At 58.0% G+C, this 25,211-nt stretch carries 26 protein-coding genes; 18 read left to right on the top strand and 8 right to left on the bottom strand.

The genetic code is table 11. From position 1 onward, the window contains the following. Window positions 1-4: 4 nt before the first annotated feature. From moaB to ACR0AM_RS11430, 3 genes are all read left to right on the top strand, one after another. Window positions 5-547, top strand: a complete 543-nt coding sequence (gene moaB, locus ACR0AM_RS11440) for a molybdenum cofactor biosynthesis protein B (protein ID WP_480604684.1) — start codon at window positions 5-7, stop codon at window positions 545-547. A gap of 106 nt (window positions 548-653) precedes the next feature. Further along, window positions 654-2,102: an efflux RND transporter periplasmic adaptor subunit gene (locus ACR0AM_RS11435; protein WP_480623004.1), complete on the top strand. Its 1,449-nt coding sequence runs from the start codon at window positions 654-656 to the stop codon at window positions 2,100-2,102. A 5-nt stretch (window positions 2,103-2,107) separates the two neighbouring features. Next, window positions 2,108-5,509, top strand: coding sequence for an efflux RND transporter permease subunit (locus tag ACR0AM_RS11430; protein WP_480622957.1), 3,402 nt, complete (start codon window positions 2,108-2,110; stop codon window positions 5,507-5,509). Here ACR0AM_RS11430 and ACR0AM_RS11425 read toward each other — a convergent pair. Continuing rightward, window positions 5,506-5,925 (bottom strand): NUDIX hydrolase, encoded by a 420-nt coding sequence (locus ACR0AM_RS11425; RefSeq protein WP_480474988.1) that lies wholly within the window; start codon window positions 5,923-5,925, stop codon window positions 5,506-5,508. The two genes, ACR0AM_RS11430 and ACR0AM_RS11425, sit on opposite strands and share 4 nt — an antisense overlap. A 4-nt stretch (window positions 5,926-5,929) precedes the next feature. Continuing rightward, on the bottom strand, window positions 5,930-6,730 hold the full coding sequence (locus tag ACR0AM_RS11420) for a protein-disulfide reductase DsbD domain-containing protein (RefSeq protein WP_480622956.1): 801 nt from the start codon (window positions 6,728-6,730) through the stop codon (window positions 5,930-5,932). 157 nt (window positions 6,731-6,887) lie between these two features. Between ACR0AM_RS11420 and ACR0AM_RS11415 the strand changes: the two genes are divergently transcribed. Continuing rightward, window positions 6,888-7,442, top strand: a complete 555-nt coding sequence (locus tag ACR0AM_RS11415) for a YqgE/AlgH family protein (RefSeq protein ID WP_480474992.1) — start codon at window positions 6,888-6,890, stop codon at window positions 7,440-7,442. Here ACR0AM_RS11415 and ACR0AM_RS11410 read toward each other — a convergent pair whose 3' ends face one another. Then, entirely contained in the window at window positions 7,443-8,393 is a 951-nt protein-coding gene (locus ACR0AM_RS11410) for an L-threonylcarbamoyladenylate synthase (protein WP_480622955.1), read from the bottom strand. It lies immediately after the preceding gene. A 138-nt stretch (window positions 8,394-8,531) separates the two neighbouring features. On the opposite strand from ACR0AM_RS11410, the gene ACR0AM_RS11405 reads away from it, so the two are divergent. The 7 genes from ACR0AM_RS11405 to ACR0AM_RS11375 all read left to right on the top strand — a co-directional run bounded on the left by ACR0AM_RS11405 (window position 8,532) and on the right by ACR0AM_RS11375 (window position 15,036). Further along, the gene (locus ACR0AM_RS11405) at window positions 8,532-10,235 is read left to right on the top strand and encodes an acyl-CoA dehydrogenase family protein (protein WP_480622954.1); all 1,704 of its coding nucleotides are present in this window, start codon (window positions 8,532-8,534) and stop codon (window positions 10,233-10,235) included. Window positions 10,236-10,252: 17 nt separating this feature from the next. Beyond that, window positions 10,253-11,281, top strand: a complete 1,029-nt coding sequence (locus ACR0AM_RS11400; protein WP_480622953.1) for an MBL fold metallo-hydrolase — start codon at window positions 10,253-10,255, stop codon at window positions 11,279-11,281. A 4-nt stretch (window positions 11,282-11,285) separates the two neighbouring features. Continuing rightward, entirely contained in the window at window positions 11,286-11,738 is a 453-nt protein-coding gene (locus tag ACR0AM_RS11395) for a DUF6173 family protein (RefSeq protein WP_480622952.1), read from the top strand. A gap of 56 nt (window positions 11,739-11,794) precedes the next feature. Next, window positions 11,795-13,636 (top strand): glycerophosphodiester phosphodiesterase, encoded by a 1,842-nt coding sequence (locus ACR0AM_RS11390; RefSeq protein WP_480622951.1) that lies wholly within the window; start codon window positions 11,795-11,797, stop codon window positions 13,634-13,636. Next, a complete protein-coding gene (locus ACR0AM_RS11385; protein ID WP_480622950.1) occupies window positions 13,623-14,162 on the top strand; it encodes a hypothetical protein in 540 nt (179 codons plus the stop codon). Before ACR0AM_RS11390 ends, ACR0AM_RS11385 begins: the two co-directional genes overlap by 14 nt. Before the next feature lie 89 nt (window positions 14,163-14,251). Next, on the top strand, window positions 14,252-14,386 hold the full coding sequence (locus tag ACR0AM_RS11380; protein WP_267364539.1) for an aa3-type cytochrome c oxidase subunit IV: 135 nt from the start codon (window positions 14,252-14,254) through the stop codon (window positions 14,384-14,386). A 17-nt stretch (window positions 14,387-14,403) separates the two neighbouring features. Beyond that, window positions 14,404-15,036 (top strand): hypothetical protein, encoded by a 633-nt coding sequence (locus ACR0AM_RS11375; RefSeq protein ID WP_480622949.1) that lies wholly within the window; start codon window positions 14,404-14,406, stop codon window positions 15,034-15,036. On the opposite strand, the gene ACR0AM_RS11370 is transcribed toward ACR0AM_RS11375, so the two are convergent. Together ACR0AM_RS11370 and ACR0AM_RS11365 are read right to left on the bottom strand one after the other, a co-directional pair. Then, entirely contained in the window at window positions 15,025-15,357 is a 333-nt protein-coding gene (locus tag ACR0AM_RS11370; RefSeq protein WP_209506607.1) for an AzlD domain-containing protein, read from the bottom strand. The genes ACR0AM_RS11375 and ACR0AM_RS11370 overlap by 12 nt on opposite strands. Next, window positions 15,354-16,064: an AzlC family ABC transporter permease gene (locus ACR0AM_RS11365; RefSeq protein WP_480622948.1), complete on the bottom strand. Its 711-nt coding sequence runs from the start codon at window positions 16,062-16,064 to the stop codon at window positions 15,354-15,356. Before ACR0AM_RS11365 ends, ACR0AM_RS11370 begins: the two co-directional genes overlap by 4 nt. Between ACR0AM_RS11365 and ACR0AM_RS11360 the strand changes: the two genes are divergently transcribed. From ACR0AM_RS11360 to ACR0AM_RS11340, 5 genes are read left to right on the top strand one after another with little or no spacing between them, the layout of a single operon-like run. Continuing rightward, complete coding sequence (locus ACR0AM_RS11360) at window positions 16,063-17,001, top strand: formate dehydrogenase accessory sulfurtransferase FdhD (RefSeq protein ID WP_480622947.1); 939 nt, start codon at window positions 16,063-16,065, stop codon at window positions 16,999-17,001. The genes ACR0AM_RS11365 and ACR0AM_RS11360 overlap by 2 nt on opposite strands. Continuing rightward, window positions 16,998-17,654, top strand: a complete 657-nt coding sequence (gene mobA, locus ACR0AM_RS11355; RefSeq protein WP_480622946.1) for a molybdenum cofactor guanylyltransferase MobA — start codon at window positions 16,998-17,000, stop codon at window positions 17,652-17,654. The genes ACR0AM_RS11360 and mobA overlap by 4 nt, the downstream gene beginning before the upstream one ends. Continuing rightward, window positions 17,651-18,142 (top strand): molybdopterin-guanine dinucleotide biosynthesis protein B, encoded by a 492-nt coding sequence (mobB, locus tag ACR0AM_RS11350; RefSeq protein ID WP_480622945.1) that lies wholly within the window; start codon window positions 17,651-17,653, stop codon window positions 18,140-18,142. Before mobA ends, mobB begins: the two co-directional genes overlap by 4 nt. After that, the gene (locus ACR0AM_RS11345; protein WP_480622944.1) at window positions 18,139-20,208 is read left to right on the top strand and encodes a molybdopterin-binding protein; all 2,070 of its coding nucleotides are present in this window, start codon (window positions 18,139-18,141) and stop codon (window positions 20,206-20,208) included. The genes mobB and ACR0AM_RS11345 overlap by 4 nt, the downstream gene beginning before the upstream one ends. Continuing rightward, the gene (locus ACR0AM_RS11340; RefSeq protein WP_480622943.1) at window positions 20,205-20,798 is read left to right on the top strand and encodes a GNAT family N-acetyltransferase; all 594 of its coding nucleotides are present in this window, start codon (window positions 20,205-20,207) and stop codon (window positions 20,796-20,798) included. Before ACR0AM_RS11345 ends, ACR0AM_RS11340 begins: the two co-directional genes overlap by 4 nt. Here ACR0AM_RS11340 and ACR0AM_RS11335 read toward each other — a convergent pair. The 3 genes from ACR0AM_RS11335 to ACR0AM_RS11325 form a co-directional block, all read right to left on the bottom strand. Then, complete coding sequence (locus tag ACR0AM_RS11335) at window positions 20,795-21,790, bottom strand: hypothetical protein (RefSeq protein WP_480622942.1); 996 nt, start codon at window positions 21,788-21,790, stop codon at window positions 20,795-20,797. The genes ACR0AM_RS11340 and ACR0AM_RS11335 overlap by 4 nt on opposite strands. 14 nt (window positions 21,791-21,804) lie before the next feature. Continuing rightward, window positions 21,805-22,275, bottom strand: a complete 471-nt coding sequence (gene greA, locus ACR0AM_RS11330; protein ID WP_480518399.1) for a transcription elongation factor GreA — start codon at window positions 22,273-22,275, stop codon at window positions 21,805-21,807. A gap of 234 nt (window positions 22,276-22,509) precedes the next feature. Next, window positions 22,510-22,890: a VOC family protein gene (locus ACR0AM_RS11325; protein WP_480518401.1), complete on the bottom strand. Its 381-nt coding sequence runs from the start codon at window positions 22,888-22,890 to the stop codon at window positions 22,510-22,512. 80 nt (window positions 22,891-22,970) lie between these two features. On the opposite strand from ACR0AM_RS11325, the gene soxR reads away from it, so the two are divergent. Further along, complete coding sequence (soxR, locus tag ACR0AM_RS11320; protein WP_480554230.1) at window positions 22,971-23,426, top strand: redox-sensitive transcriptional activator SoxR; 456 nt, start codon at window positions 22,971-22,973, stop codon at window positions 23,424-23,426. A 136-nt stretch (window positions 23,427-23,562) separates the two neighbouring features. Next, a complete protein-coding gene (locus tag ACR0AM_RS11315; RefSeq protein ID WP_480518405.1) occupies window positions 23,563-25,209 on the top strand; it encodes an electron transfer flavoprotein-ubiquinone oxidoreductase in 1,647 nt (548 codons plus the stop codon). Window positions 25,210-25,211 lie beyond the last annotated feature (2 nt).

The raw sequence follows: 25,211 nt of genomic DNA, 5'->3' as shown, positions 1-25,211 counted from the left end.
CCACATGTCGCGCATTGACGAAACAATGGAGTTCATCCCGGTTAAGATCGCCGTTCTGACAATCTCGGATACCAGATCGATGGAAGAGGACCGCTCGGGTCAGACATTGGTGGACCGGATCGAAAAGGCAGGCCATGTCGTCGCCGATCGGAGGATAATTCGGGACGAGCGCAGAGAGATCGCAGATCAGTTGCGCGCGTGGGTGGCGGACGAACAGATCGACGTTGTGATTTCGACCGGTGGAACGGGCCTGACCGGGCGCGATGTCACCGTCGAGGCGCATCGCGATGTCTATGAGAAAGAGATAGAAGCCTTTGGCACCGTCTTCACGATCATCTCGATGGAGAAGATTGGAACTTCGGCGGTGCAGTCGCGGGCGACGGGGGGCGTTGCCGGGGGGACATACCTGTTCGCCTTGCCCGGCAGCCCGGGAGCCTGCAAGGATGCGTGGGACGGTATATTAGAAAAACAGTTCGATTATCGCCATCGCCCGTGCAATTTTGTGGAAATAATGCCCAGATTGGACGAACATCTGCGACGGAAGTAGACTGGTCATACGTTCCGTTCCGTATAACCGCCTTGTGGCTTGGCATATTTCCTGATCCAGCTACATGTTGTGGACGGCAGCGTGGTGCAACCGGGGTAAGTGATTGATGCGATTTCTGCGGCATAGTCTTGTCGGTATTTTTCTGGCGTTTCTGGCGCTGGCTTTGTTGTTCGTTGCCGTGCAGATGATCGTGGGGGCCGTTCAGGAGGCTTTGACGCACGATAACGCGACACCGCCCTCACGAGAAAGGATCTTTGCTGTTGCGGTTCGGCCTGCCGAGGCGGAAACCGTCACCCCATATCTTGAAGCTTTCGGAGAGGTTCAAAGCCGCCGCAGGCTGGAGCTGCGTGCGGCGCTTGGAGGTCGCGTTGTCGCGCTGGCAGAAGACTTTGAAGATGGTGGAATTGTTGAGGCTGGCGAAGTGCTGGTCGAACTGGATCCGGCAGATGCGCAATCCGCGCTGGATCGGGCAAAGTCCGATCTCTTGGACGCCCAATTTGAAGAGCGAGATGCAGAACGCTCGTTGCTGCTGGCGCAGGACGAGCTGAAATCGGCCGAGGCTCAGGCGGAACTGCGGGAAAGGGCGTTGCAACGCCAACGGGATCTGGAATCACGGGGCGTGGGGGCCGCCGCCAGCGTGGAAGAGGCCGAACTGGCCGCAGCATCATCGCAACAGGCCGTTCTGGCGCGGCGTATTGCGCTGGCACAGGCTGAATCCCGTGTGGATCAGGCATCAACCCTGTTTGCCCGAGCCATGATAGCACTGGAAGCTGCGGAGCGCGATCTGGGCGACATGACAATCCGGGCGGGCTTTGGCGGCACTTTAACGGATGTTACGCTTGTGGAAGGGCGGCTGGTATCTGCAAATGAAAAGCTTGCTGAACTGGTTGATCCCAACGACTTAGAGGTGGCGTTTCGGGTGTCGACCGCGCAATATGTGCGGCTTCTGGATGGCGGCGATCGTCTGATCAATGCGCCGGTCACCATATCTCTTGAAGTCACAGGGACCGATCTGACCGCAATTGGCCAGATTAGCCGCGATAGCGGGTCTGCCGGTGAAGGCCAGACCGGGCGGTTGATCTATGCCCGCCTGCAAGAGGCATCGGGGTTTAAACCTGGAGATTTCGTTACGGTTTCAGTTCAGGAACAGCCCCTTGCCGGAGTTTACCGACTGCCGTCTTCGGTCCTTGATGCATCCGGAACAGTTCTGGTTCTTGGCCCTGATGACCGATTGGAAAATCTGCCGGTTCAGCTCATCCGCCGCCAGGGGGACGAAGTTCTGCTGCGGGGCGACGGGTTGGAAGGGCGTGAGGTCGTCGTCGGACGAACCCCCCTGCTTGGGTCGGGCGTGCGTGTTCGGCCCCTGCGGCTTGAGGCGGGTGCAGACTCCGGAATGGTCGAGCTGACGGACGAGAAACGCGCCGAACTTGTAGCTCAAGTCGAGGCGAACAGTGCAATGCCACCGAAGGAAAAGACGAAGGTTCTAACCCGGCTGCGCGAAGCTCGTGTGCCGACATCTTTGGTGCGCAGTATTGAAACCAGGGCTGGGGGATAAACGCCATGATGCGCGAGATACCTGGCGCGGCGGGTGGCCTTCTCAGTTATTTCACGCGGCATCGGACAGTTGCCAACCTGCTGTTGCTTGTCATGCTGGTTCTTGGCGCGGCGGCAATCCCGAACATGCGTGCACAGTTCTTTCCGGACGTCATTCTGGAACGCGTCGATGTATCCGTAACCTGGGATGGTGCCGGGCCCGAGGACATGGACGCCGGGATCGTGCAGTTGCTGGAACCTGCGCTGCTGGCCGTCGAAGGGGTGACCAGTACCGAGGCTTCCTCGCATCCGGGCTGGACCCGTATCAGGCTGGAATTCGAACCCAACTGGGATGTGTCCCGCGCTGTTGAGGAAGTCCGGACCGCCGTAGACGCTGTCACAGATCTGCCGGAAGACGCTGAGGAGCCCAAGATTCAACGCGGTGCGTGGCGTGATCGGGTGACGGATGTGGTGATTACCGGTCCGACCGATACTGCTCAGCTGGCTAAGCTGACGGATGAGCTTATCAATCGTTTATTCGCATCAGGTGTGACCCGCACGACAATCCGGGGTATTGCCGCACCGCGCATCGTTGTCGAGGTCACCACCGCTCAGTTAATCGCAAACGATATAACGATGGCCGAAATCGCGGCAGCGATAGGTGCCGAAGTCAATACGGACCCCGCTGGCAATGTCGAAGGTGCGGGTGCTCGTGTCCGGGCGGGAACTGAGAAACGCACGCCAGAACAGATCGAAGGCATCGCTCTGCGGACGAACGAAGATGGGTCGAAACTGAAGGTTGGTGACATTGCCAGAATTTGGGTAGAAGGCGTCACCCGCGACCGCAGCTATTATGTGGGCGACAATCCCGCCATGTCGATCAGAGTGGACCGGTCGAACCTGGGCGATGCGATAGGTATTCAGCACACGGTGGAGGACGTTGCCCGCGAGATGCAGGCCAGCCTGCCTGAAGGTGTGAGAATTGATCTGATCCGCACCCGGGCGCAAGCAATTACCGACCGGTTGAACATCCTCGTGGATAACGGGCTGATGGGGCTGGGGCTTGTTGTCATCCTGTTGTTCCTATTTCTCAATGCGCGCATTGCGTTTTGGGTTGCTGCGGGTATCCCGGTGGCGATGTCGGCGGCGATTGCGCTGATGTATCTGGGCGGTCTGTCGCTGAACATGGTTTCACTGTTTGGTCTGATCATTACGTTGGGGATCGTTGTAGATGATGCCATTGTCGTGGGGGAGCACGCTGATTTTCGCTCCCGCCGATTGGGCGAGACACCAGTGGAAGCCGCAGAGCGCGCCGCGCGTCGAATGGCAATGCCGGTTCTGGCCGCCACGGTAACGACGGTGATTGCGTTTTTCGGCCTGACGTTGGTTGGAGGACGTTTCGGAGAGCTGATCCGCGATATCCCTTTCACGGTGATCGCAGTTCTGGTTGCATCGCTGGTGGAATGCTTCCTGATCCTGCCCAATCACATGGCGCATGCAATTGCGCATTCGGCCAAGGAACACTGGTACGATCTGCCGAACCGTGTCGTCAATCGTGGCTTTCGTTGGGTTCGGGATCACTTGTTCCGTCCGCTGATCGCCTGGGTGATCTGGGCGCGTTATGTGGTGGCCGCGCTGATGATCGCCATCCTGGCCAGTCAGGTCGCATTGTTCATTCGTGGCGACGTGAACTGGCGGTTCTTCAACGCGCCTGAACGCAGTTCGGTCAGCGGCGGGTTTATTATGCGCGAAGGGTCGACCCGGTCAGATACACTTGAGATGATGCGCATTCTACAGGATGCAACCAACGAACTGGGCCGGATTTACGAAGAGCGTCATGGCCGAAATCCAATTGACTATGTCCTGGCTGAAGTTGGTGGCAATGCCGGGCGTGCGCTTGCTGCGGCTGACGGCAAGGACGGCAGTGTGCTGGGAGGTATTTCGATTGAATTGATCGACGCCGATCTGCGCCCATATTCGAGTTTTGAGTTTGTGGGCGAGCTACAGGATTTCGTACCGCGTCACCCCAAGGTCGAAGTGATCAGCTTCCGCGGTTGGCGGTCCGGCCCCGGCGGCGATGCAATCGATGTGCAATTTTATGGCTCAGACGTAAATGTCCTGAAAGCCGCATCTGAAGATCTGCAAACTGCGCTGTCGAAGTTTCCTGAAGTTTCGGCACTTGAGGACACTTTGGCATATGACAAGGAAGAGTTTCTTCTTGACCTGACGGCGCAGGGTCAGGCGCTGGGCTTTCGGATCGAAACGCTGGGGCGGGCTTTGCGCAACCGTTTGAACGGGATTGAGGCCGCAACCTTCCCTGACGGGCCGCGCAGTGCCGAGATCCGTGTCGAACTGCCCGAAGGTGAACTGACAGCAGATTTTCTGGAACGAACTCTGATGCGTTCTCCTGATGGGGTCTACGTACCTTTGGCTGATATCGTTTCGGTCGAGCGCAAGTCCGGGTTTTCGACGGTTCGGCGTGAAAACGGCCTGAGGGTGGTTTCGGTAACAGGCGATATTTCGGAAGACGATCCGGCACGGGCCGCCGAAATTGAACGCGTGATGCAGGACGAGATCCTTCCCAATATCGCGGCCGAAAGGCAGGTTGAGTGGCGCATGTCGGGTCTGAGCGAACAGGAAAACGAATTCCTGTCCGAGGCCCGCAACGGTCTGATCCTGTGCCTGACCGGTATTTATCTTGTACTGGCCTGGGTTTTTGCCAGCTGGACACGACCCCTTGTGGTTATGGCGATTATTCCCTTTGGCCTGGTCGGGGCAATTTGGGGCCATTACATCTGGGAGGTTCCGCTGAGCATGTTCACGGTTGTCGGGTTGTTGGGCATGACAGGGATCATCATCAACGATTCGATCGTTTTGGTGACTACGATCGACGCATACCAGCAGGATCGCGGGTTGATTCCGTCTATTCTGGATGGCACGGCAGACAGGTTGCGCCCCGTGATGCTGACCACGCTGACGACGGTTCTTGGCCTTGCGCCCTTACTATATGAAGGCTCTCAACAGGCGCAATTCTTGAAACCGACTGTAATCACACTGGTATACGGGCTTGGTTTCGGAATGTTGCTGGTGTTGGTTCTTGTACCTGCCTTGCTGGGAATTCTTAATGACGTGGCACGTCCGATGACAGCCATGCGCCGTGCTGCACGGGCCCCTGACAAGGTTGTTCGTGGCGCGTTGGCCGGAACCGGCGTGATACTTGGGATCTGGTTTGCCTTGACGATGATCTGGCCCGCTGTCAACGGTGCACCGCTTGCCATGCTACAAAGCCTTTATCCCGGTGATGATGGCATTGCCGCATTGAAAATGGGGCTGGGCGCGTTTGTTGCCGGCGCTGTACCGATTGTGATTCTAAGCATTGCTGCCTCAGGTATACTCTATGGTCGCCTCACGAAATCGGCAGGTACTTAAACCGCAAGCAAGGCATATTCCAAAAGCTCAATGACCCGCGCGCTCATGGGCAGGTTGCCCTGGCGTATCTGATCGATGGGAAACCACCGGGCATCAAGTGCGTCGTCACCGGCCCTCGGCGTGCCCGAGCGATACTGACATGCGACCCCGACCAGCAGGTAATGGGACACGACCAGCCCATCTGGGGTTCGGCGCAGAAGGTCCAGATTGTTCAGATAATGTGACGGTTGCGCGATCACCGAGGTTTCTTCCAGCAATTCGCGTTGCGCCGCTTCCAATACGGTTTCACCCCATTCGACATGGCCACCGGGAAACCCCCACAGCCCGGCGTCGGGCTGCTTGCTGCGCTGAACCAGAAGAACCTGATCCTGATGCAGAACAACGGCCAGGGCACCGATTTTTGGCGATTGGGTCATGAATTCAGCCTGCGCTGCAACCCTGAATATCAACTGCGTGATTGGCGCCCAGAACTGTAATCCGGATATCAGACCGATCCAGCGCAAAGGGTGTACCCGATGCATTGATAATCTCGGCCTCGGCCACCAACGTATCGCCCTGCCGTTGCGCAACCGGCTGCGAAGCCCAGAGGGTGGGATTGCCGGGTTCGATCACAGCAACTTCATGACCACCTGCCGATGGCATGGTCACTCGTGCTTCGATACGCATACCATCTTTCGTTCGCGTCAGACGACACGTGGCACTGGACACGCGAGCTTCCTGCGCGGAATAGGGACGTTGCGCCAGTGCCGCGGCAATCGCGGGATGGCGCCCGGCATTGGCGTCGAGCGTGTGGTCAAAGCCCAGACGTTCCGGAATACAAACGTCTTTGCAGACGCCCAGATCCATTTCGCCCTGCAATCGGACCGGCTTGGCAGGGTTGCGCGGCGTAATCTCAATAGGAAGGACCAGTTGGTTCTTGTAACCGATCGACTGCAACCCGTTCTGATCAAAGACATCGGGGGCAGGCCATGTGATCTCAACCCGCCCGACATTGCTTGACCGTTTCCAGTTGATTTCCGGCGGGATGCCAGCGTCTCCGGGCGCGCGCCAGTAGGTTTTCCAACCATCCTCGAGCGTCAGCTTTAAGGCGGTAAGATAAGTGCCGTTTGCAGTCCGGCCACCATCCAGAACATCCAGCTGAACGACACCATCCAGACCCTGTGCGGCAACCGGGGCGGACAGATGCAGGCAAGCAAGTGCGGCGACAGCAGTGTGTTTCATCGACATCTTCATCCCTCTTAAATGCGCGGCGTTGGCCCGGATTCCAAGTCACGTTCTGTTCACTGGGATGATATCCGCCAAAATACCCGTTGTTCTCTTGCCAATAGACATGCTGCGGGGCCATTGTTGAGGTGTTCTGAGAAAGAGATGGCGGCCCATGGACCTGACCGGAAAACTGTTGATTGCGATGCCCGGTATGGGGGATCCGCGATTCGACCATTCGGTGGTGTATGTGTGCAGCCACGGCGACGATGGAGCCATGGGTTTGATTGTGAACAAGCCCTCGGACCTGCGGATAAAGACCTTGCTGGGTCAACTGAACATCGCCTGCCGTATTCCGATTGTCGGAGAGCGCCTTGTGCATTTCGGTGGGCCGGTCGAGATGTCGCGCGGCTTTGTCCTTCACAGCGCCGATTACGAGGCCAACCTGCATTCAATGCAGATTTCTGAGGACTTCAGCATGACGGCGACACTTGATGTGCTCGAGGATTTGGCGTCAGGCAGCGGGCCGCTGAACTCGATGCTGGCGCTGGGTTATTCCGGCTGGGGGCCCGGTCAGCTTGAGGATGAAATTGCCATGAACGGTTGGCTGACCACCGACGCGACACCCAAGCTTGTTTTCGATGTGCCCGATGATGCGAAATGGGAGGCAGCGTTGGCTACTTTGGGCGTGGACCCGCTGACCCTTTCTGCCAGCGCAGGGCGGGCCTGATCAGCTGTCGCGAGGTGCTGCAGCGCGCCGCAGCCGGTCATTGATTGCCGCCCCCAATGCCGTGCCTGGGATCGGAGAAACGGCAATCGGTCGCCCGGTTTCGTTCAGTTGATGCAGAAACGCAAACAGATTTGCCGCCGCTTCGGTCAGGTCGCCAATGGCGGACAAGTTCAGGTCGCACTCAACCTGTCCAAATCCCAGCAACACCTCGTCACCCTGACGGGTTCCGGCATTCAAACGGACCGGAGCATCCGGCGCATAATGCGATTGCAACTGGCCGGGGGCGGTCAGAAGGTCACCGGATTGATGCAGATGTAGGTGTGTTTTCAGCGTCTCTTCGATTTGCTCCAGCGCGATGCCACCTGGACGCAAAAGCGCGGGTTCCCCAGCCAGACCGATGATGGTGGATTCAAGCCCGACACCGCACGGCCCGTCATCCAGAACAGCCGCGATCTTGCCGCCAAGACCTGACCAGACATGACTTGCCTTGGTCGGACTGATCTGACCCGACGGGTTTGCAGATGGCGCAGCAACCGGGCCATCAAATTCGGCCAGCAGCGCGTGCGCTGTCGGATGTGCCGGAACGCGCACGGCCAGCGTGTCCAAACCTGCCGTCACTAGCGAAGAAATCCCGTGCCCTTCGCGCAAGGGCAAAACCAAGGTAAGCGGACCGGGCCAAAAGGCCTGCGCCAGATGCTCGGCCTGATTTGACCATAGCACATACCGTTGCGCCGCGGCGACCGATGCGACATGTGCGATCAGGGGGTTGAAACTGGGCCGCCCCTTGGCCTCGTAGATCGACGCCACCGCCTGCCCGTTGCGTGCATCGCCGCCCAGGCCATAGACCGTCTCGGTCGGGAAGGCGACCAGAAGGCCCTGTCGCAACATATCTGCAGCCCGCGCGATACCGCCGGGATCCGCCGTCAATTCCTGAGTGCCGGTTGAGATCATAACTGGTGACGCCGCGTTTTGGTTGCTTGAAACATAAGGGACAGTAGGTAATTGATCCAAGCTCATACGCTTACCGGCGCTTGCCCACAATTCCAAGCCTGCCGATATGTTCTGAATTGTTAGCCTTCGAGAGTGATCATGCCCTATCGCACCCCAATTTCAGATTACCAGTTCCTGCTGGACCATGTGGTCGGGTTCGACCAGGTCGCTGCGACGGATAAATTTGTTGATGCCAGCGGGGATGTGGTCAATGCGATCCTGACCGAAGCTGGAAAAATGTGCGAAGAGGTGATGGCCCCTCTGCAGCGCCCCGGTGATCTGGAACCTGCACGACTTGAAAATGGCGTGCTGCGAACTTCTCCGGGATATGCAGACGGTTGGAAGGCAATTGCCGAAGGTGGCTGGATCGGGATCAGTGGCAATCCTAAATACGGGGGGATGGGGCTGCCTATGACCATCACCACGGCGGTCAACGAGATGATGAGTGCTGCTTGCCTGTCGCTTCAACTTGCGCCGCTTATGTCTCAGGGCCAGATTGAGGCGTTGGAGTATCACGCCAGCGACGAATTGAAAGCGCTGTATCTGCCTAAGATGATGACGGGGGAATGGTCGGGCACCATGAACCTGACCGAAGCTCAGGCCGGATCGGATGTTGGCGCGCTGTCTGCGAAGGCTGAGCCGAACGGTGACGGGACATATTCGATCACCGGTCAAAAGATATTCATCTCGTGGGGCGATACCGATTTTACCGAGAATGTCTGCCATCTGGTACTGGCTCGCCTTCCCGATGGGGTGCCCGGCACCAAAGGGATTTCATTGTTCCTTGTCCCTAAATTCCTGCCTGACGCAAATGGTGACCCGGGCGCGGCCAATGATCTAAAAGTGGTTTCGCTGGAACACAAGATGGGTTTGCACGGATCGCCCACCTGCGTGATGCAATATGACAGAGCCAAAGGCTGGCTGGTGGGTGCCGAACATGGCGGTATGGCTGCCATGTTTACCATGATGAACAATGCGCGTCTTGGTGTGGGCGGACAGGGCGTGGGCGTGGCCGAAGGTGCATACCAGCACGCGTTGGCCTATGCCCTGGAACGGAAACAAGGCAAAACGCCGTCCGGGACGATCATCGATCATGCGGATGTGCGCCGCATGCTTTTGGATATGCGTGCTGATGTTTATGCCGCGCGCGCGATCCTGTTGGCCAATGCGGTTGCGATCGATATGGCAGAGGCCACTGGTGACGCCGATTGGGCTGCGCGGGCCGCGCTGTTGACGCCGATCAGCAAGGCGTTTGGTACTCAGACCGGGATGCGTGTGGCTGAAACCGGGGTCCAGGTGCATGGTGGCATGGGATATATTGAGGAAACCGGCGCGGCACAGTTCTATCGCGATGCGCGTGTCACCGCGATCTACGAGGGCACCAACGGTATTCAGGCGATGGACCTTGTTGCGCGGAAGATGATGGACGGGGGCGAGGCTGCTTCGAACTTGCTGGATGAGATCGAAGACCAGGCCGAACGCGCCCGTGCAATGCTGCCTGATCTGGCGGGTCCGGTCTGGGAAGCCACCGAAACACTGCGCGAGGCGACAGAGTGGCTGGTCGCACAGGACGATTTGAATAACCGCTTTGCAGGCGCAGTTGCTTATTTGCAGGCTTTTGCCCGGGTGCTGGGCGGGCATTATCACCTGACCGCAGCCCTTGCCGACCCAGAGGGACCGCGGGCGAAACTGGCGCGATATTATATCAACACCCTGTTGCCCGAACATTCGGGCCTTTTGGCGCGGGCGCAGAACGGGGCGGATGACCTTTTCGCGCTGAGCACGGACGAGTTTGCAGCCTGATGGATGGGGATCAAGTCTTGGGGATCAGATATCCGTGGGCTGAACCGCCCGCGCAGGGCGCAGCCACCAAGATTGCCCAAGGTGTTCTCTGGATGCGCCTGCCCCTGCCGATGGCGCTGGACCATGTAAACATATACGCTCTGGACGATGGCGACAGCTGGACCGTGATCGATACAGGGCTGTCCTCGAACAAGACGCGGCGCATCTGGGAAGCGTTGATGGCCGGGCCACTTGCAGGCAAGCCGATCAGAAGGGTTGTGGTGACTCACCATCATCCCGACCATGTTGGCAATGCCGGATGGTTTCAGACGGAACACGGCGCCGAGCTGGTGACAAGCCGCACCTCGTGGCTGTTTGCGCGGATGCTGACGCTGGATGTGCAGGAAACCTGGCCGCAAGAAACGCTGGAATTCTATCGCAGTGCGGGCATGGCATCCGAAGTTCTGAACAAACGGATGGCGGACCGGCCCTTTAATTTTGCCGACACGGTCTATCCCATGCCGCTGGGTTTTACCGGGATCAAGCAGGGTGACGTGATCCGTATGGGTGGACGTGACTGGGACGTTCATATGGGCAATGGCCATGCGCCGGAACACGCCACCTTCTGGAGCCGCGATGACAATCTGGTACTCAGCGGTGATCAGATCCTCAGTTCAATCAGTCCCAATCTGGGTGTCTATGCGACCGAACCCATGGCAGATCCGGTGTCAGGATGGATGGAGGCCTGTGAGAGGCTTCAGGTACTCGCCCGTCCCGATCATCTGGTTTTAGGCGGGCACAAATTGCCCTTCACCGGTCTGCCGTTGCGCATGAAGCAGTTGATTGACAACCACCATGGCGCGCTGGAACGGTTGCTGAATCATCTGGATCAGCCCAAATCTGCCGCTGACTGCTTTATGCCGCTGTTCAAACGTACAATCCAAGAGGGTGAGTATGGCCTTGCGCTGGTTGAGGCGGTTGCACATGTAAATCACCTCTACCACATTGGTGCAGTAACCCGGACGCAACGCGCGGATGGGGCATGGCTGTATCAGCGCAAAGGGTAGACGAATGCAGGACCAGATCGAAACCTCGGCCGAGGCCGCAGAAGCCGCAGCGTTGCCAAGGTGTTACGAGGTGCACGCTGATCCGAAAGCCGAATCCGGAACCAAAAAACTGCCAGAGACGTTGAAAAAACCGGTGGCCAGCAAAAGCCCCGCACAATGGGCCTACGAGCGGCTAATCCTGTATATCCAGAATTTCGAACAGACATTGGACGGCGATCATGAGGTCGCCATGGGTTTCACTGGCGGCGATGCAGGCGTGATGCGGATCGAGGGGATGGGTTATTTCGACCCCGACATGATAACCTTTTACGGGTCCGACGGGACCGGAGCCCGCACGCAACTGGTGCAACATGTCAGCCAGTTGAACGTGATGTTGCGTGCGCTTCCCAAATCGGTTGAAGACAAGCCAGCCAACCGCATCGGGTTCCGCCTGGCTGCGGACCTGAAAGACGGCTGACTTGCAATTCACGTTTGCGCGCCTTTGAATGAATGAATCAGTTCGGAGGCGACCGCGTGAACAGATATTTCCATGCCGTAACACATGCCTACGCGGGGGCTTGGGCCCGGCGTCGGGTTTTTGTGCCAATTTATATCGCTGTGCGATTACTGCTTGTTGCGCTGATTGCGCCAGGGGTGGCCCTGACGGTCAATCTGGCAGTCTCGCTGTCTGACCAGACGGCCTTGACGGATCAGGACATTGCCATGTTCCTGCTGTCTCCGGTCGGGTTTATCTCGTCTGTTGTAGTTCTGAGCCTGTTTCTGCTGGCCGAGGTCTTTGTGTTCTCGGTCATGGCCGGGTCGCTGCGTATGGGCGAACAAGATCCCTGGCGCGCTGGCAGTGCGGCGCTCGCGTTGATCCTGTCCCGTTTCCCGGCGTTGTTCGGATTTGCCGTGCGTTTCATCCTGCGTGTCCTGTTGCTTGCCCTGCCATTCGTGGCTGTCGCTGGCCTGATCGCTTGGTGGACGCTGACTGAATACGACATCAACTATTACCTGACCTTCCGCCCCCCCGCCTTCAAGGTGGCGGTTCTTCTGATCGGAGTGGTTGTTCTTGTACTGGCGTGGCTTTTGATCCGCCGTCTGTCAGCCTGGGCGCTGGCCCTGCATCTGGTCCTTTTCGAAGGCACTGCGCCCAGAGCGGCGTTTGCCCAAAGTGCGCAGAAGATGGAAGGCAAGCGCGGGCGGTTGAAGATCGAACTTGCCCTTTGGCTGGGGATGCGCCTTGTCATCGCCGCTTTGATTGCCGCAGTGGCCAGCCTTTTGTTTACTTTCGTACCCGTGCAGGACGGCAGCAACCTCAAGCTGGCCCTGACCTTCAGTTTTGTCGTCGCAGGGCTGTGGTCATTGGCGGGGCTGGTTCTGGCGGCAACGGCGCTGGGCGCGTTGGCCGTCTTGTTGGACGGGTTTTTCGATATTGACGCAAAAAAGATCGCCCACCCAGAACCCCGGAAAATTCGGGCGCCTGTATTTGTGACAGTGGGCGCATCCCTTGCCGCGTTGGTTATTGGCCTTTGGTCAGGTCAAAGTCTGCTGGAACGTGTGCAGGCCCCGGATCATGCCGAGGTCATTGGCCACCGGGGTGCAGCGGCCTTGCGGCCGGAAAACACGATGGCCTCGGTTCTGAAAGCCATCGAGGACGGCGCGGATTGGGTTGAAATCGACGTTCAGGAATCTGCGGATGATGTGATCATCGTGGCCCATGACAGCGATTTCATGAAGCTGGCGGGTGTTAACCTGAAGGTCTGGGATGCAACGATGGCGGATGTGGCAGATATCGACATCGGCAGCTGGTTTGATCCGGAATACGCCTCGGAACGAACGCCAACTCTGCGTGATGTGCTGGAGGCGGCCAAAGGCAAGTCCAGGGTTCTTATCGAACTGAAATACTATGGCCATGATATTGATCTGGAAAACCGGGTGATCAATCTGGTGGAAGAGTTGGAGATGCAGGACGAGGTCGCCACCATGTCGTTGAAATATCCGGCCGTCCAAAAGATGAAGAAACTGCGCCCGGACTGGCGTTCGGGTGTATTGGCGGCCACAGCCATTGGTGATCTGTCGGGGTTGGAGGGCGAGTTTGTCGCAATCAATGCAGGGATGGCAACTCCGGGCCTGATCCGAAAGGTTCACGATGCCGGTAAGGATATCTATGTCTGGACAGTGAACGATCCGCTGCAAATGTCCAAAATGGCGTCTATGGGCGTTGATGGTCTGATCACCGACCGCCCGGCCATGGCCAATGAGGTTCTGCGCGTGCGTGCCGAAATGGGACCAGCAGAGCGGCTGATGTTGTGGTTGGCCACGACTTTCGGATTGCAGGTCGACACCAAGGCGATGCGCGATGAAAGCCCTTAATCTTTCGCTGCTGTTGCTCGTTATTCCGCACGCCGCCTTGGCACAGGACTTGATGCGCCGGTTCGAAATGCCTGCCCATCGCGCCTTGATGGACCAGAGCGAAAGCGCCGAGCTGCAACCATTCGAAACAGACGGGTGTTCGGGTGGATTGTCCGCAAGCTGGCGCTGGGTGGCAAAGCAGTTCCCGCAGGTTGGCGAGCTTTTTGAAGAACGTCCGCCTTGGGAAAACTGTTGTGTGGTCCACGACCGGGCATATCACAATGCCGACGGCGCGGATTCGGCCGAGGAAAGCTATGACGCGCGTTTGGCGGCGGATGATGCCCTGCATGCCTGTGTTGCGGCGCATGGAGATCTGTATGCCGACGAATACGCGGATCGCTATGATATGGAACCTGACCAGATCCGCACCATTCACGCGATCACCGCGGATGCCATGTATGGGGCGGTTCGTTTCGGTGGCGGGCCGTGCAGCGGTCTGCCCTGGCGATGGGGGTTCGGTTATCCCGGATGCTCGGTCCTCAAGTAAGCGCGCCCTGCGCGCGAATGACGTGGTGACAGGCGTTTTGTTTTCCATTATCCAACAAGTCAAACACGCGAATTGGGATTCTGAGACTCATGGCTGAATACAAGCACGGCGAAATGAACATCGATGTTCAAACCAAAACTTTCAACGGTTTCATCAAAGCCACCACCTGGTGTGTGGTTGCAATCGCCTTGTTGTGCCTGTTCCTGGCAGTTTTCGCCTCGTAAGCAACTCGGGGGCGGCTTTGCTCAGGATATTGACTGCGTGCCTTGTGGCCGCAACGTTGGCTGGTTGCGCTGCATCACAGCGCCCGCAAGCGGATCAGACTGAAATTACGTCCCGCTCCTATCGCGATCCGGGGCCATCGACCCTGACCTTGTACACGATGATCAGCACCCGGACCGGTTCGGGCGCGCATACGTCGTTGATGATCAGCGGCAGCGAGCGGGTTATTTTCGACCCGGCAGGATCGTTCCGGGCGGATGTTGTACCGATCAAGAACGATGTGCTGTACGGTATTACCCCGAATGTCGAACGTGCGTATCGCAGCAGCCACGCCCGCGAAACACATTATGCGCGCATCCAGACGATCGAGGTCTCTCTGCAGCAAGCCGAAATCGCATTGCAACTGGCCAAGCAGATGGGCCCGGTGGCTGGTGCTTTCTGTGCGAACTCTACTTCGCAACTGTTGCAGCAGGTTCCGGGGTTCGAACAGATCACAACTACATTCTATCCGGTCAAACTGTCGGATCAGTTTGGAGCGTTGCAAGGTGTTCAAACGGCGGAATACCGTGAAAACGACGACGCGGACCTGCAAAAGGGACTGGCGTTCAACAATGCGCGCCTGAACCAGCTGGACGCGGCTTCATCCAACTAGATACAGCAATGTGTAAAGTGTTGCCGCCCCGGTAAAAATGGCCGCCAGCACGTTCTTGGTTAGAATGCCCACAGACAATGCAACCGCTGCGGCCGACATACGGGGTATATCCGGTTGTCCTTCGGTGGCCGCAGGCCAAACCACCAGCGGTGCGATCAGTGCGGGCAGGATGGCCACGGCTGTATATCGAAGGTGACGTAACAACCAGGGCGGCATTGGGCGATCACCGACGAGACCGATAAAGGTAAAGCGCAAAGCATAGCTGCCCACCGCAAGACCCACGATGATGATCCATATTGTTGTCTGATCGATCTGGTTCATGGCGTGTTCCGCTTTAGCATCAATTCCGCCTGCGCGCCGGCCGTCATCCCTGCCGCGCCTGCGATCAGCAGGCCCAGATTGAACGGCACACTCACGGTCAGCAGGGCAACGACAATGGCGACCAGGGCGGCGATGACATGGGCCAGCGTACGCATCATTGGCCCGATCATCGCCAGAAAGGTGATCGGCAGGGCAAAGTCCAGCGCCCAACTCTCTGGGATCTGAGCGCCCAGCACGGCACCCAGACAGGTTCCCAGAACCCACAGCGGTGTGATCGGAGTGACCGAACCCAGGAAATAGGCCATTCGCTGGGGGATCGTTAGATCAGGCTCTTTTTCGAACTGCACGATTGAACAGGCGTAAGACTGATCCACGATCAGGTAAGCCGCACATGCTCTTTGCCACAAGGGGGCGGCACCCAAGAACGGCGTCAGCGATGCGGAATACATCGCAACCCGCAGGTTCACTGCCAGCGCCGAAATCAAAACGATGATTGTAGGCGTTTCATCCTGCAGAAGTTGCAGAGCTGTGAACTGCGCCGCGCCTGCAAAAACGGTGACGGAGAAGGCAATGGTCTGCACGATATTCAGCCCGGCTTCTGTCGCGAAGACACCAAACAACAGGCCAAAAGGCACAGCCACGAAGACAAACGGCGTGCCGTCGCGAAAACCTTTCCAGAAGTAAGACTTGGATGTGGCAGAGGCCATGGCTAAATCCTATGGTGACGCCAGCAGCAGTATCGGTCTTGTGGAGGGGTTGCAATTGGTCACCGAAACCGACGTGTCAGACTATGTAATCGCTCCTGATCCGGGCGCGGCCCGCTTGACCCGTGCCGTCGAGGGGGTGGACCAGAATGGCGAGGTCAGTCAGATTTCAGTGGTTGAAGAGCGCCCACTGACGATCTTCCTCAACGCGCAGGAAATTGTGACGGCGATGACGATTGGCGACTATCCCGAATATCTGGCGCTGGGTTTCCTGCGAAATCAGGGCATGTTGCTGGCCGATGATGAGATTACCCGTGTCGATTACGATGATGATCTTGAAACCGTTGTTGTCCGCACCGCACGCGCGACTTCGTACGAGGACAAGCTGAAGAAAAAGACGCGCACCAGTGGCTGCGCTGTGGGAACGGTGTTCGGGGACATGATGGAGGGTCTTGAGGGCGTTCAGCTGCCGCAAGTGCAGGTGCGTACCTCGTGGCTTTACGAACTGGCGGCCAAGATCAATCGCACCCCGTCGCTTTATCTTGAGGCCGGGGCAATTCATGGGACTGTATTGTGCCGCGAAAACCGTCCGCTGGTTTATATGGAAGACGTGGGTCGCCATAATGCCGTCGACAAGATCGCAGGCTGGATGCTTTCCGAGGGGGCGACGGCGGAGGACAAGATCCTCTATACCACCGGTCGCCTGACATCCGAGATGGTGATCAAAACGGCGATGATGGGTATTCCTGTGTTGGCGTCCCGTTCCGGCTTTACCGCCTGGGGTGTCGAGATCGCGCGTGGGGTCGGCCTTACGCTGATCGGCCGGATGCGCGGACAGCGCTTTGTTTGTCTTTCCGGTGAGGAACGGTTGGTTCGCGATCTGGACCCGTCGACGGTTATGGCCGAAGACAGGAAACACCGGCGGAAGAGTAGCCAATGAGTGATGAAAACAAAAAACCTCTCGGCGTCATCCTCGCAGGCGGGCAGGCCACCCGGATGGGCGGTGGTGACAAAGGTTTATTGCAGATTGGCGGGCGGAGCCTGCTGTCCCATGTGGTTGATCGGCTGTCTCCTCAAGTCGATGGTTTGGCCCTGAATGCAAATGGCGACCCCAAGCGTTTCAGCGATTTGACGCTACCCGTTCTGCCTGACACGATTGAAGGCTTCGCTGGCCCTTTGGCCGGTGTTCTGGCGGGGCTCGACTGGGCGGCAGATCAGGGGGCCGACAGTATCGTAACGGCTGCCGCAGATACACCGTTCTTCCCGCGTGATTTGGTGGCGCGCCTGCAAGAGGCGGCAGAGGGGCAGGTGCATCCTCTGGTCTTGGCCACTACTCCGCGAACGGGCGACGAAGCGCTGAAATCCGGAGGGGGCAGGCGGGTTAACCGGCACCCGACATTTGGGCTCTGGCCTGTGGCTCTACGCGATGATCTGCGGGCGGCTCTGACGGACGGGTTGCGCAAGGTCGTGCTGTGGACTGATAAACATGACGGACGCGAGGCTATGTTCCAGGCTGACCCGTTTGATCCGTTCTTCAACGTCAATACACCTGACGATTTGGACCGCGCCCGGACACTGTTGGAGCAGGTATGAGAGTCTACGGTGTCATTGGCTGGAAAAACGCAGGCAAAACCGGGCTGATGGAACGGCTGGTGACCGAGATCACGGGGCGGGGTTTTACCGTCTCAACTGTCAAACATGCGCATCACGGCGTCGATGTGGACCAGCCGGGCACGGACAGTCATCGCCACCGCGTTGCTGGTGCCAGCGAGGTGTTGCTTGCGTCGGGGCAGCGCGTTGCCTTGATGCAAGAGCTGCGCGGTGCGCCCGAGCCAACTTTGGCCGAATTGCTGGCGCGGCTTTCCCCGGTTGATCTGGTGCTGGTCGAAGGCTTCAAGCGGGAAGGCCACCCAAAGATCGAAGCGTTTCGCGCCGAGGCGGGAAACCCTTTGATCGCGATTGAAAACGATACCGTTCGAGCCGTTGCCAGCGACACGGCGCTGGAACTGGATTGCCCGGTTTTCGACTTGAAAGATACTGTCAGGATCGCGGACTTCATATTGGATGAGGTCGGTTTGTGACCCTGTTCCAGACCTTTGCCATGGTGGACTGGTCTGGTGGAAATGACACCGGACCAACACCGCGCAAAGACGCGATCTGGGTCTGTATTGCGTGTGAAGGGCGGGCACAGGGACCTGAATACCTACGCAACCGGGCGCTTGCCGAGGCGTGGCTGGATGCCCTGATCCACACCGAACTGAAAGCAGGCCGACGCCTATTTCTGGGGTTTGACTTCCCTTTTGGATACCCGAAGGGTTTTGCCCGCGCGATGACCGGAACGGATGACCCCTTGGTCTTGTGGAATTGGTTCGAACAGCATGTCGAGGACGGTCCGAAAACGAACAATCGTTTCGACTTGGCAGGCCGGATCAATCGACAATTCGGAGGAAGAGGCCCATTTTGGATGAATGGCCTTGGGCGCGAAATTGATGGCTTGCCGCGAACCAAGACGGGCTATTCCAATCCGTTTTCCGACCGTCGTGCGGTTGAAGCCTCGGCAAAAGGCAGTTTCACCTGCTGGCAGATGGCGGGTGCAGGCGCGGTCGGTGGGCAGGTGATGATGGGGCTTCCAGTCCTAAGCAGGCTCCGCCATCGCTTTGCCGGACAAGTCGCGGTCTGGCCGTTCGAGCCGTTGGATAAACCCGTCGCCTTTGTGGAGATCTGGCCGTCGCTCACCTTGGGAGCGCAACCAGATGGGCGGATCAAGGATGCTTGGCAAGTCGAACAGGTCGCCTTGACTCTGTCGCGTTTGACAGAGCAGGAGTTGAATGCGCAATTAGATGTTTCTGCGGCAGAGGAAGGCTGGATATTGGGTGTTACACAGAACAAGCCGAACATAGCCCCGCCACCGTTGCGCAACGATTGTTTTGCGCTGCCAGCGGGTGTGGAGTGGACGCCGGTTGATGACGCCTTGGCCTATTTGCGCGACAGGTTGCATCCGATTACCTCGGTTGACACGGTCGCGCTGAATAAGGCGAGTGGGCGCATTCTGGCAGAAGATGTTACAGCCCAACGTTCCAACCCGCCGCAACCGAATACAGCCGTGGATGGGTTCGGGTTCGCTGGTCCGGTTTCAGATGGGCCACAGATCCTGCCGCTGGTCGATGGGCGCGCAGCAGCCGGTATCCCGTTTGAAGGTGACGTTCCCGTGGGCCAGGCATTGCGCGTTCTGACGGGTGCGGCGCTGCCTGACGGGGTGGATACGGTTATTCTGGAAGAAGATGTCACAGTTAAAGACGGGCATATCGCGTTCCATGGTCCGCTGAAAAAGGGGGCGAATACCAGGCAAGCGGGCGAGGATGTGGCCGCAGGCGATCTGGCCCTGCCTACAGGACGCCGATTGACACCGGCTGATCTTGCGCTGCTCACCGCTTTGGGCATTGCCGAGGTGAATGTGCGCAAGCCGCTGCGTGTCGCCGTGATATCGACCGGTGATGAACTGGTCGACGCCGGAGCGCGCGCCGGACCGGGTAAGATATTCGACGCCAACCGCCCGATGCTTTTGTCTCTGGTCGAAAGGCTGGGATTTGTGCCTGTGGATATGGGGCGTGTTTCAGATGATCGGGACGCCCTGCAGGAACGGCTGGATCAGGCTGCGGAACAGGCAGATGTGATACTGACGAGTGGTGGCGCATCTGCTGGTGACGAAGACCACGTATCTGCCTTGCTGCGCCAGGCGGGGGCGATGCAACACTGGCGGATCGCCTTGAAACCCGGTCGCCCTCTGGCTTTGGGGTTGTGGTCCGGAACCCCTGTCTTTGGACTGCCCGGCAATCCCGTTGCCGCCTTGGTCTGCACCTTGATCTTTGCGCGACCGGCGCTGGGCCTGATGTCTGGCGAAGGCTGGATCGAACCGCAAGGATTCGAAGTTCCCGCGGCCTTTGAAAAGCGCAAGAAACCGGGCCGCCGCGAATACCTGCGCGCGCGCATGCGGGAAGGCCGGGTTGAAGTCTTCAAGTCAGAAGGATCGGGCCGGATCAGCGGGCTCAGCTGGGCCGAAGGGCTGGTCGAAATTGAAGATGGCGCCCGGCATATCCAACCCGGTGATATGGTTCGGTTTATCCCGTATGGCAGTTTTGGGTTGTGAAAATTACAGTCTCACGCGGTTTTTCTGATGCGGAACGCCCACTGGTGGCGATCCTGTTCTGGCAGGCATTTTCGGCGAAACTGAATAAAGTCATGGGCCCGGATGAAAAGGGGCTGGCTTTCTTCGAAACTTCGTTGAACCCGGATTATGCGCTGGTTGCACGGGACAAGGAAGACCGGGTTTTGGGGCTTGCAGGTTTCAAGACACGCGATGGTGCATTGGCCGGAGGCAGAATGTCAGACCTAGCAAAGGTCTATGGCTGGTTTGGGGCCATTTGGCGCGCCCTCATCCTCAGCATTTTGGAGCGCGAACTGAAACCCGGCGTGTTTCAGATGGATGGCATATTTGTGGCCGCGGGCTCGCGTGGCAAAGGTGTTGGTACGGCCTTGCTGGATGCCGTTAAGCGTGAGGCGCGGAAACAAAACATGTCAGTCGTTCAGCTTGACGTTATCGACACAAACCCCCGCGCCCGCGCTTTATATGAGCGCGAAGGATTTCGGCCTGTGGGTGAAGAAAAAACCGGACCTTTAAGTTACGTGTTTGGTTTCAGCAGCGCGACCAAGATGTCTTGGGTCGTCAAATCGGACTAATCAAACGTCCCGGCCACGCGCCCCAGCAACATGAACGCCCGCGCCGTGCGGGTCTCACCCAAAGCGCTCAGTTCTGCATCGCTTGCGGTGGGCTCGAATTCGGCCATCATCTTGTCGAAGCGGCGGAGAAAATGGTGGGCGGCGTCGCGGAAAATCGGATCCTGTTTCATCCGCGCAGCTGTCAGTGCCAGCGAGGACCTGTCCCGTACACCCCCCAGCGCGGCAACGGCGCGACCCCGCGCGCCCTGCGCGAACTGGCGCCAGATTTCGGGCCGGGCCATGTCAGGGCGCAAGTCGTCCATATAGATGCCTTCCTGGCTGAGCAGTGTAAGAACATCCTGCGAGGCTTGCACGATCTGTGCCGTCTTGCGGTCTTTCAGCGCCACGCGCAGGGCGTTGAACCCTTCGGTGTCATTCTGAGTTTCCGGAAAATTCAAGGCGCGGATAAAGATATCGGTGCTCAGCGGTGGCGCAATTTCTTCGGCAGATGTGCCGAGTTCAAGCGAGGTCTGAGCACCCGCAACGAGTGGTTTTGCCGGGGCATAAGGGGGCGTTGTGCGCTTGGTCGAAAATGTTGCCAGCGTGCTTTCGGTTTTCCGCGTCGCGGCTGCGATCTCATCCAGTTTCTTGGCCACTGCCGGTTCGTAGGTGCTGGATGCGCGCTGCTGCTGCGCCACATAAGCCTGACGGATCGCGTCAATCGCAGTTTGCAGCCGCGCGCTTTCCTCGCGCATCACGCGGCTGGCACGCATGGCAGTGGCCGCGACCCAGATCATCGCCACAGGCATGAAAACGGCCAGAAAGGTGACAACAAAACCACCGCTTTGCGCCTTATCTGGCAACACCAGAAAAACAACCGACACCACCAGCCAAATCAGGCTGAGCACCAGTGCGGCAATCTCAATCTCGGTGACAGACGATGCCTTTGGGCGGTCATAGATGCCCAGCGAAGTCGGTCTTTCAGTTTCCGGGTCAGGTTTGGGCCCCGACATTACATGCGCTCCGGTCAGGCGTACTTGATACTCAGAATTTCATAAGAACGCACGCCGCCAGGGGTGCGCACCTCGACACTGTCACCTTCGTCCTTGCCGATCAGGGCGCGGGCGATGGGGGATTTGATATTCAAAAGGCCGGCTTCGATATTGGCTTCATATTCACCGACGATTTGCCACGTCTTTTCTTCGTCGGTATCCTCGTCAACCAAAGTAACCTTTGCGCCAAATTTGACTGCGCCGGACAGTTTTGTTGGATCAATTACATCCGCCAGCGACAGGATACCTTCCAGTTCTTTAATGCGGCCTTCGATAAACCCCTGCTTTTCGCGGGCTGAATGGTATTCGGCATTTTCTTTCAGGTCGCCAAGTTCACGCGCCGATGCGATGGCTTCGATGATCGCAGGGCGTTCAACGGATTTGAGGTTCTTCAGCTCAGCTGCGAGTGCGGCATTGCCCGCAGGCGTCATAGGGATCTTTTCCATACTCTCTACGTCCACGCATAAACTGACTCGCCCCGCCGCACAGAAGCGTCGGGGCGAGTCCTAGGTTGACGATTACCTGACCCAAATACCACGTGAATTGCAAGAGGTGTCAGCAGGTGCAGCGATCAATTCGCAACATCGTGCCGTCTGGATTGTTTCGGGTGTGGCCTGTGGCGATGGTCCGGTTGCCCGCCCTTGCACCATCGCCTCGAAGGCGTGCAGAGCCACAGCATCTCAATCATATTGAACCACTTCAAACTCGATGCCGTTGTCATCCCTGAAATAGAACCGACGCCCTGGTTCGTAATCGGCATGATTATGGGGTTCGAACCCCGCCTTGCGCACCTTGACCTCGGTTGCGTCGATATCTTCGACCAGAACACCAACATGGTTCAGCCCGCCGACGACATCGTAGCTGCTTTCGACCAATGGTTTCGGCGCATCGGGTTTGTAAAGCGCAAGATAGGTGTGGGCCGATCCGACATGCACTGTATATCCGCCTGATATTGCGGGTCCTTCCCACCGTGTTTTCCAGCCAAAGACCTGCTGCATCCAGGCGGCCGAGGCCTGTGGGTCGCTGACAGTGAAATTGGTATGCTCAAGCGTTGCCATCATGGGATCTCCTTTTTGGCTTGTTTCGACTCACCGTAATTTCTAAACCTAACTTTAGGTCAAGGTATTTCTTCGAGGGTGACATGGCTGTTTCAGAAGGGTTGGCAATCGGGGCATTGGCCCGACGTACGGGGTTGGCCGTTTCAGCGATACGGTATTACGAAGCACAGGGTTTGATTGCGCCCTGGCGCAATGCGGGTGGGCAGCGACGTTACCAGCGGGCAGATATCCGGCGGCTGAGCTTTGTCATGATCGCGCAGCAGTTCGGCCTGACCTTACCTGAAATTCGCGAGGTCTTGTCGGGCTTGCCGGGAAAGCGAACACCGACACCACAGGATTGGAAAGCCATAAGCGTGCGGTTGCGCACTCATCTGGACCAGCGAATCGATATCCTGATGCGATTGCGCGACAATCTGGACGGCTGCATCGGATGCGGATGCCTCAGCTTGCCGAAATGCAAGCTTTATAACCCCGATGACAGGGCAAAATCCCATGGTAGCGGTCCCAGATACCTGATGGGTGATGCACCAGAGGACTGATGTGTCGAATAGCGCCCTTGTTACGCCGTGTTTCGATTGACCAAAGTCTTTCTGACCATGTAATCAGCCGTGAAACAAAATTGCGCAGATCCTGCAGTGACAGCGCCAATTCGGAAAGTAAGCTAGGGAGCCCGCGATGGCCGAGATTGAACGCGAAGCAATGGAATATGACGTGGTGATCGTAGGCGCAGGTCCTGCGGGCCTGTCGGCGGCCATTCGACTGAAACAGTTGGACGCGGATCTGAATGTTGTCGTGTTGGAAAAAGGCTCAGAAGTGGGCGCTCATATCCTGTCTGGCGCAGTTCTCGATCCCTGCGGGCTGGACGCTTTGATCCCGGATTGGAAGGCAAAAGGTGCTCCGCTGAACGTGCCGGTGCATGAAGACAATTTCTACATGCTGGGTGAGGCAGGCAAAATCCGAATCCCCAACTTCCCGATGCCGCCACTGATGAACAACCATGGCAACTATATCGTGTCGATGGGCAATGTCTGCCGCTGGATGGCTGAACAGGCCGAGGAACTGGGCGTGGAAATCTTCCCCGGCATGGCCTGTTCCGAGCTGGTTTACGGCGACAATGGCGAAGTCAAAGGCGTCGTGGCCGGCGTCTTTGGTCTGGAAGCGGATGGCTCTTATGGCCCCAATACTGAGCCGGGCATGGAACTGCACGGCAAATACGTCTTCCTGTCGGAAGGTGTGCGCGGCTCACTGTCCAAGGAAGTCATCGCCAAATATGACCTGTCTGTCGGCAAAGAGCCGCAGAAATACGGCGTCGGCATGAAAGAGATCTGGGAGATTGACCCGGCCAAGCACAAGGAAGGTACGGTCACGCACACAATGGGCTGGCCTCTGGGCGGCAACGCAGGCGGCGGATCGTTCATCTACCATCTTGAAAACAATCAGGTCTATGTCGGCTTTGTGGTTCACCTGAACTACAAGAACCCGCACCTGTACCCCTATATGGAATTCCAGCGCTTCAAGCATCACCCGATGGTGGCCGAGCTGCTGAAAGGCGGCAAGCGCGTGGCATACGGTGCCCGTGCGATCACCGAGGGTGGTCTTCAGTCGATGCCCAAGCTGGTGGCGCCGGGCGTAGCGCTGCTGGGCTGTTCAGCGGGCATGGTCAACGTGCCGCGCATCAAGGGCAACCACAATGCGATGCTATCGGGCAAGGCTGCCGCCGAGGCCGCCTATGACGCGATCAAGGCTGACCGTTCGGGCGATGAGCTGACCGCTTACGAGGCCGACGTTCGCAATGGCGCGATTGGCAAGGACCTGAAGAAGGTGCGCAACGTCAAGCCGATGTGGTCCAAGTGGGGCATGATCCCCTCGCTGGTGCTGGGTGGCCTGGACATGTGGACCAACACATTGGGCTTTTCGTTCTTTGGTACGCTGGGACACGGCAAGAACGATGCCCAGTCGACTGAGGAAGCCAGCAAGCACAAGCCGATCGATTATCCCAAGCCCGATGGGACGCTGTCCTTTGACCGTCTGACCAACGTGTCCTTTGCGGCAACCAATCACGAGGAGAGCCAGCCCTGCCACCTGCGCCTGACGGACCCGGATATCCCGGTCAAGGTCAACCTGCCCAAGTTCGACGAACCGGCGCAGCGCTATTGCCCGGCAGGCGTGTACGAAATGGTCGAGGATGACAACGGTCCGCGATTCGTCATCAACTTCCAGAACTGCGTTCACTGCAAAACCTGCGACATCAAGGATCCAAGCCAGAATATCACCTGGACCACGCCGCAGGGTGGCGACGGACCAAACTATCCGAACATGTAAGC

It is taken from the genome of Ruegeria sp. AD9 (genome assembly GCF_056542305.1).
Note: the sequence above shows the minus strand (reverse complement) of the source record. Positions and strands in the feature narration are given on the sequence as shown.

What these genes read in the sequence shown, in the direction of transcription:
- moaB (WP_480604684.1), top strand. Translation starts at nt 5, where the DNA reads ATGTCGCGCATTGACGAAACAATGGAGTTCATCCCGGTTAAGATCGCC.
- ACR0AM_RS11435 (WP_480623004.1), top strand. Translation starts at nt 654, where the DNA reads ATGCGATTTCTGCGGCATAGTCTTGTCGGTATTTTTCTGGCGTTTCTG.
- ACR0AM_RS11430 (WP_480622957.1), top strand. Translation starts at nt 2,108, where the DNA reads ATGATGCGCGAGATACCTGGCGCGGCGGGTGGCCTTCTCAGTTATTTC.
- ACR0AM_RS11425 (WP_480474988.1), bottom strand. Translation starts at nt 5,925, where the DNA reads ATGACCCAATCGCCAAAAATCGGTGCCCTGGCCGTTGTTCTGCATCAG.
- ACR0AM_RS11420 (WP_480622956.1), bottom strand. Translation starts at nt 6,730, where the DNA reads ATGAAACACACTGCTGTCGCCGCACTTGCTTGCCTGCATCTGTCCGCC.
- ACR0AM_RS11415 (WP_480474992.1), top strand. Translation starts at nt 6,888, where the DNA reads ATGGACCTGACCGGAAAACTGTTGATTGCGATGCCCGGTATGGGGGAT.
- ACR0AM_RS11410 (WP_480622955.1), bottom strand. Translation starts at nt 8,393, where the DNA reads ATGATCTCAACCGGCACTCAGGAATTGACGGCGGATCCCGGCGGTATC.
- ACR0AM_RS11405 (WP_480622954.1), top strand. Translation starts at nt 8,532, where the DNA reads ATGCCCTATCGCACCCCAATTTCAGATTACCAGTTCCTGCTGGACCAT.
- ACR0AM_RS11395 (WP_480622952.1), top strand. Translation starts at nt 11,286, where the DNA reads ATGCAGGACCAGATCGAAACCTCGGCCGAGGCCGCAGAAGCCGCAGCG.
- ACR0AM_RS11385 (WP_480622950.1), top strand. Translation starts at nt 13,623, where the DNA reads ATGAAAGCCCTTAATCTTTCGCTGCTGTTGCTCGTTATTCCGCACGCC.
- ACR0AM_RS11380 (WP_267364539.1), top strand. Translation starts at nt 14,252, where the DNA reads ATGGCTGAATACAAGCACGGCGAAATGAACATCGATGTTCAAACCAAA.
- ACR0AM_RS11370 (WP_209506607.1), bottom strand. Translation starts at nt 15,357, where the DNA reads ATGAACCAGATCGATCAGACAACAATATGGATCATCATCGTGGGTCTT.
- ACR0AM_RS11360 (WP_480622947.1), top strand. Translation starts at nt 16,063, where the DNA reads ATGGCTAAATCCTATGGTGACGCCAGCAGCAGTATCGGTCTTGTGGAG.
- ACR0AM_RS11365 (WP_480622948.1), bottom strand. Translation starts at nt 16,064, where the DNA reads ATGGCCTCTGCCACATCCAAGTCTTACTTCTGGAAAGGTTTTCGCGAC.
- mobA (WP_480622946.1), top strand. Translation starts at nt 16,998, where the DNA reads ATGAGTGATGAAAACAAAAAACCTCTCGGCGTCATCCTCGCAGGCGGG.
- mobB (WP_480622945.1), top strand. Translation starts at nt 17,651, where the DNA reads ATGAGAGTCTACGGTGTCATTGGCTGGAAAAACGCAGGCAAAACCGGG.
- ACR0AM_RS11335 (WP_480622942.1), bottom strand. Translation starts at nt 21,790, where the DNA reads ATGTCGGGGCCCAAACCTGACCCGGAAACTGAAAGACCGACTTCGCTG.
- greA (WP_480518399.1), bottom strand. Translation starts at nt 22,275, where the DNA reads ATGGAAAAGATCCCTATGACGCCTGCGGGCAATGCCGCACTCGCAGCT.
- ACR0AM_RS11325 (WP_480518401.1), bottom strand. Translation starts at nt 22,890, where the DNA reads ATGATGGCAACGCTTGAGCATACCAATTTCACTGTCAGCGACCCACAG.
- soxR (WP_480554230.1), top strand. Translation starts at nt 22,971, where the DNA reads ATGGCTGTTTCAGAAGGGTTGGCAATCGGGGCATTGGCCCGACGTACG.
- ACR0AM_RS11315 (WP_480518405.1), top strand. Translation starts at nt 23,563, where the DNA reads ATGGCCGAGATTGAACGCGAAGCAATGGAATATGACGTGGTGATCGTA.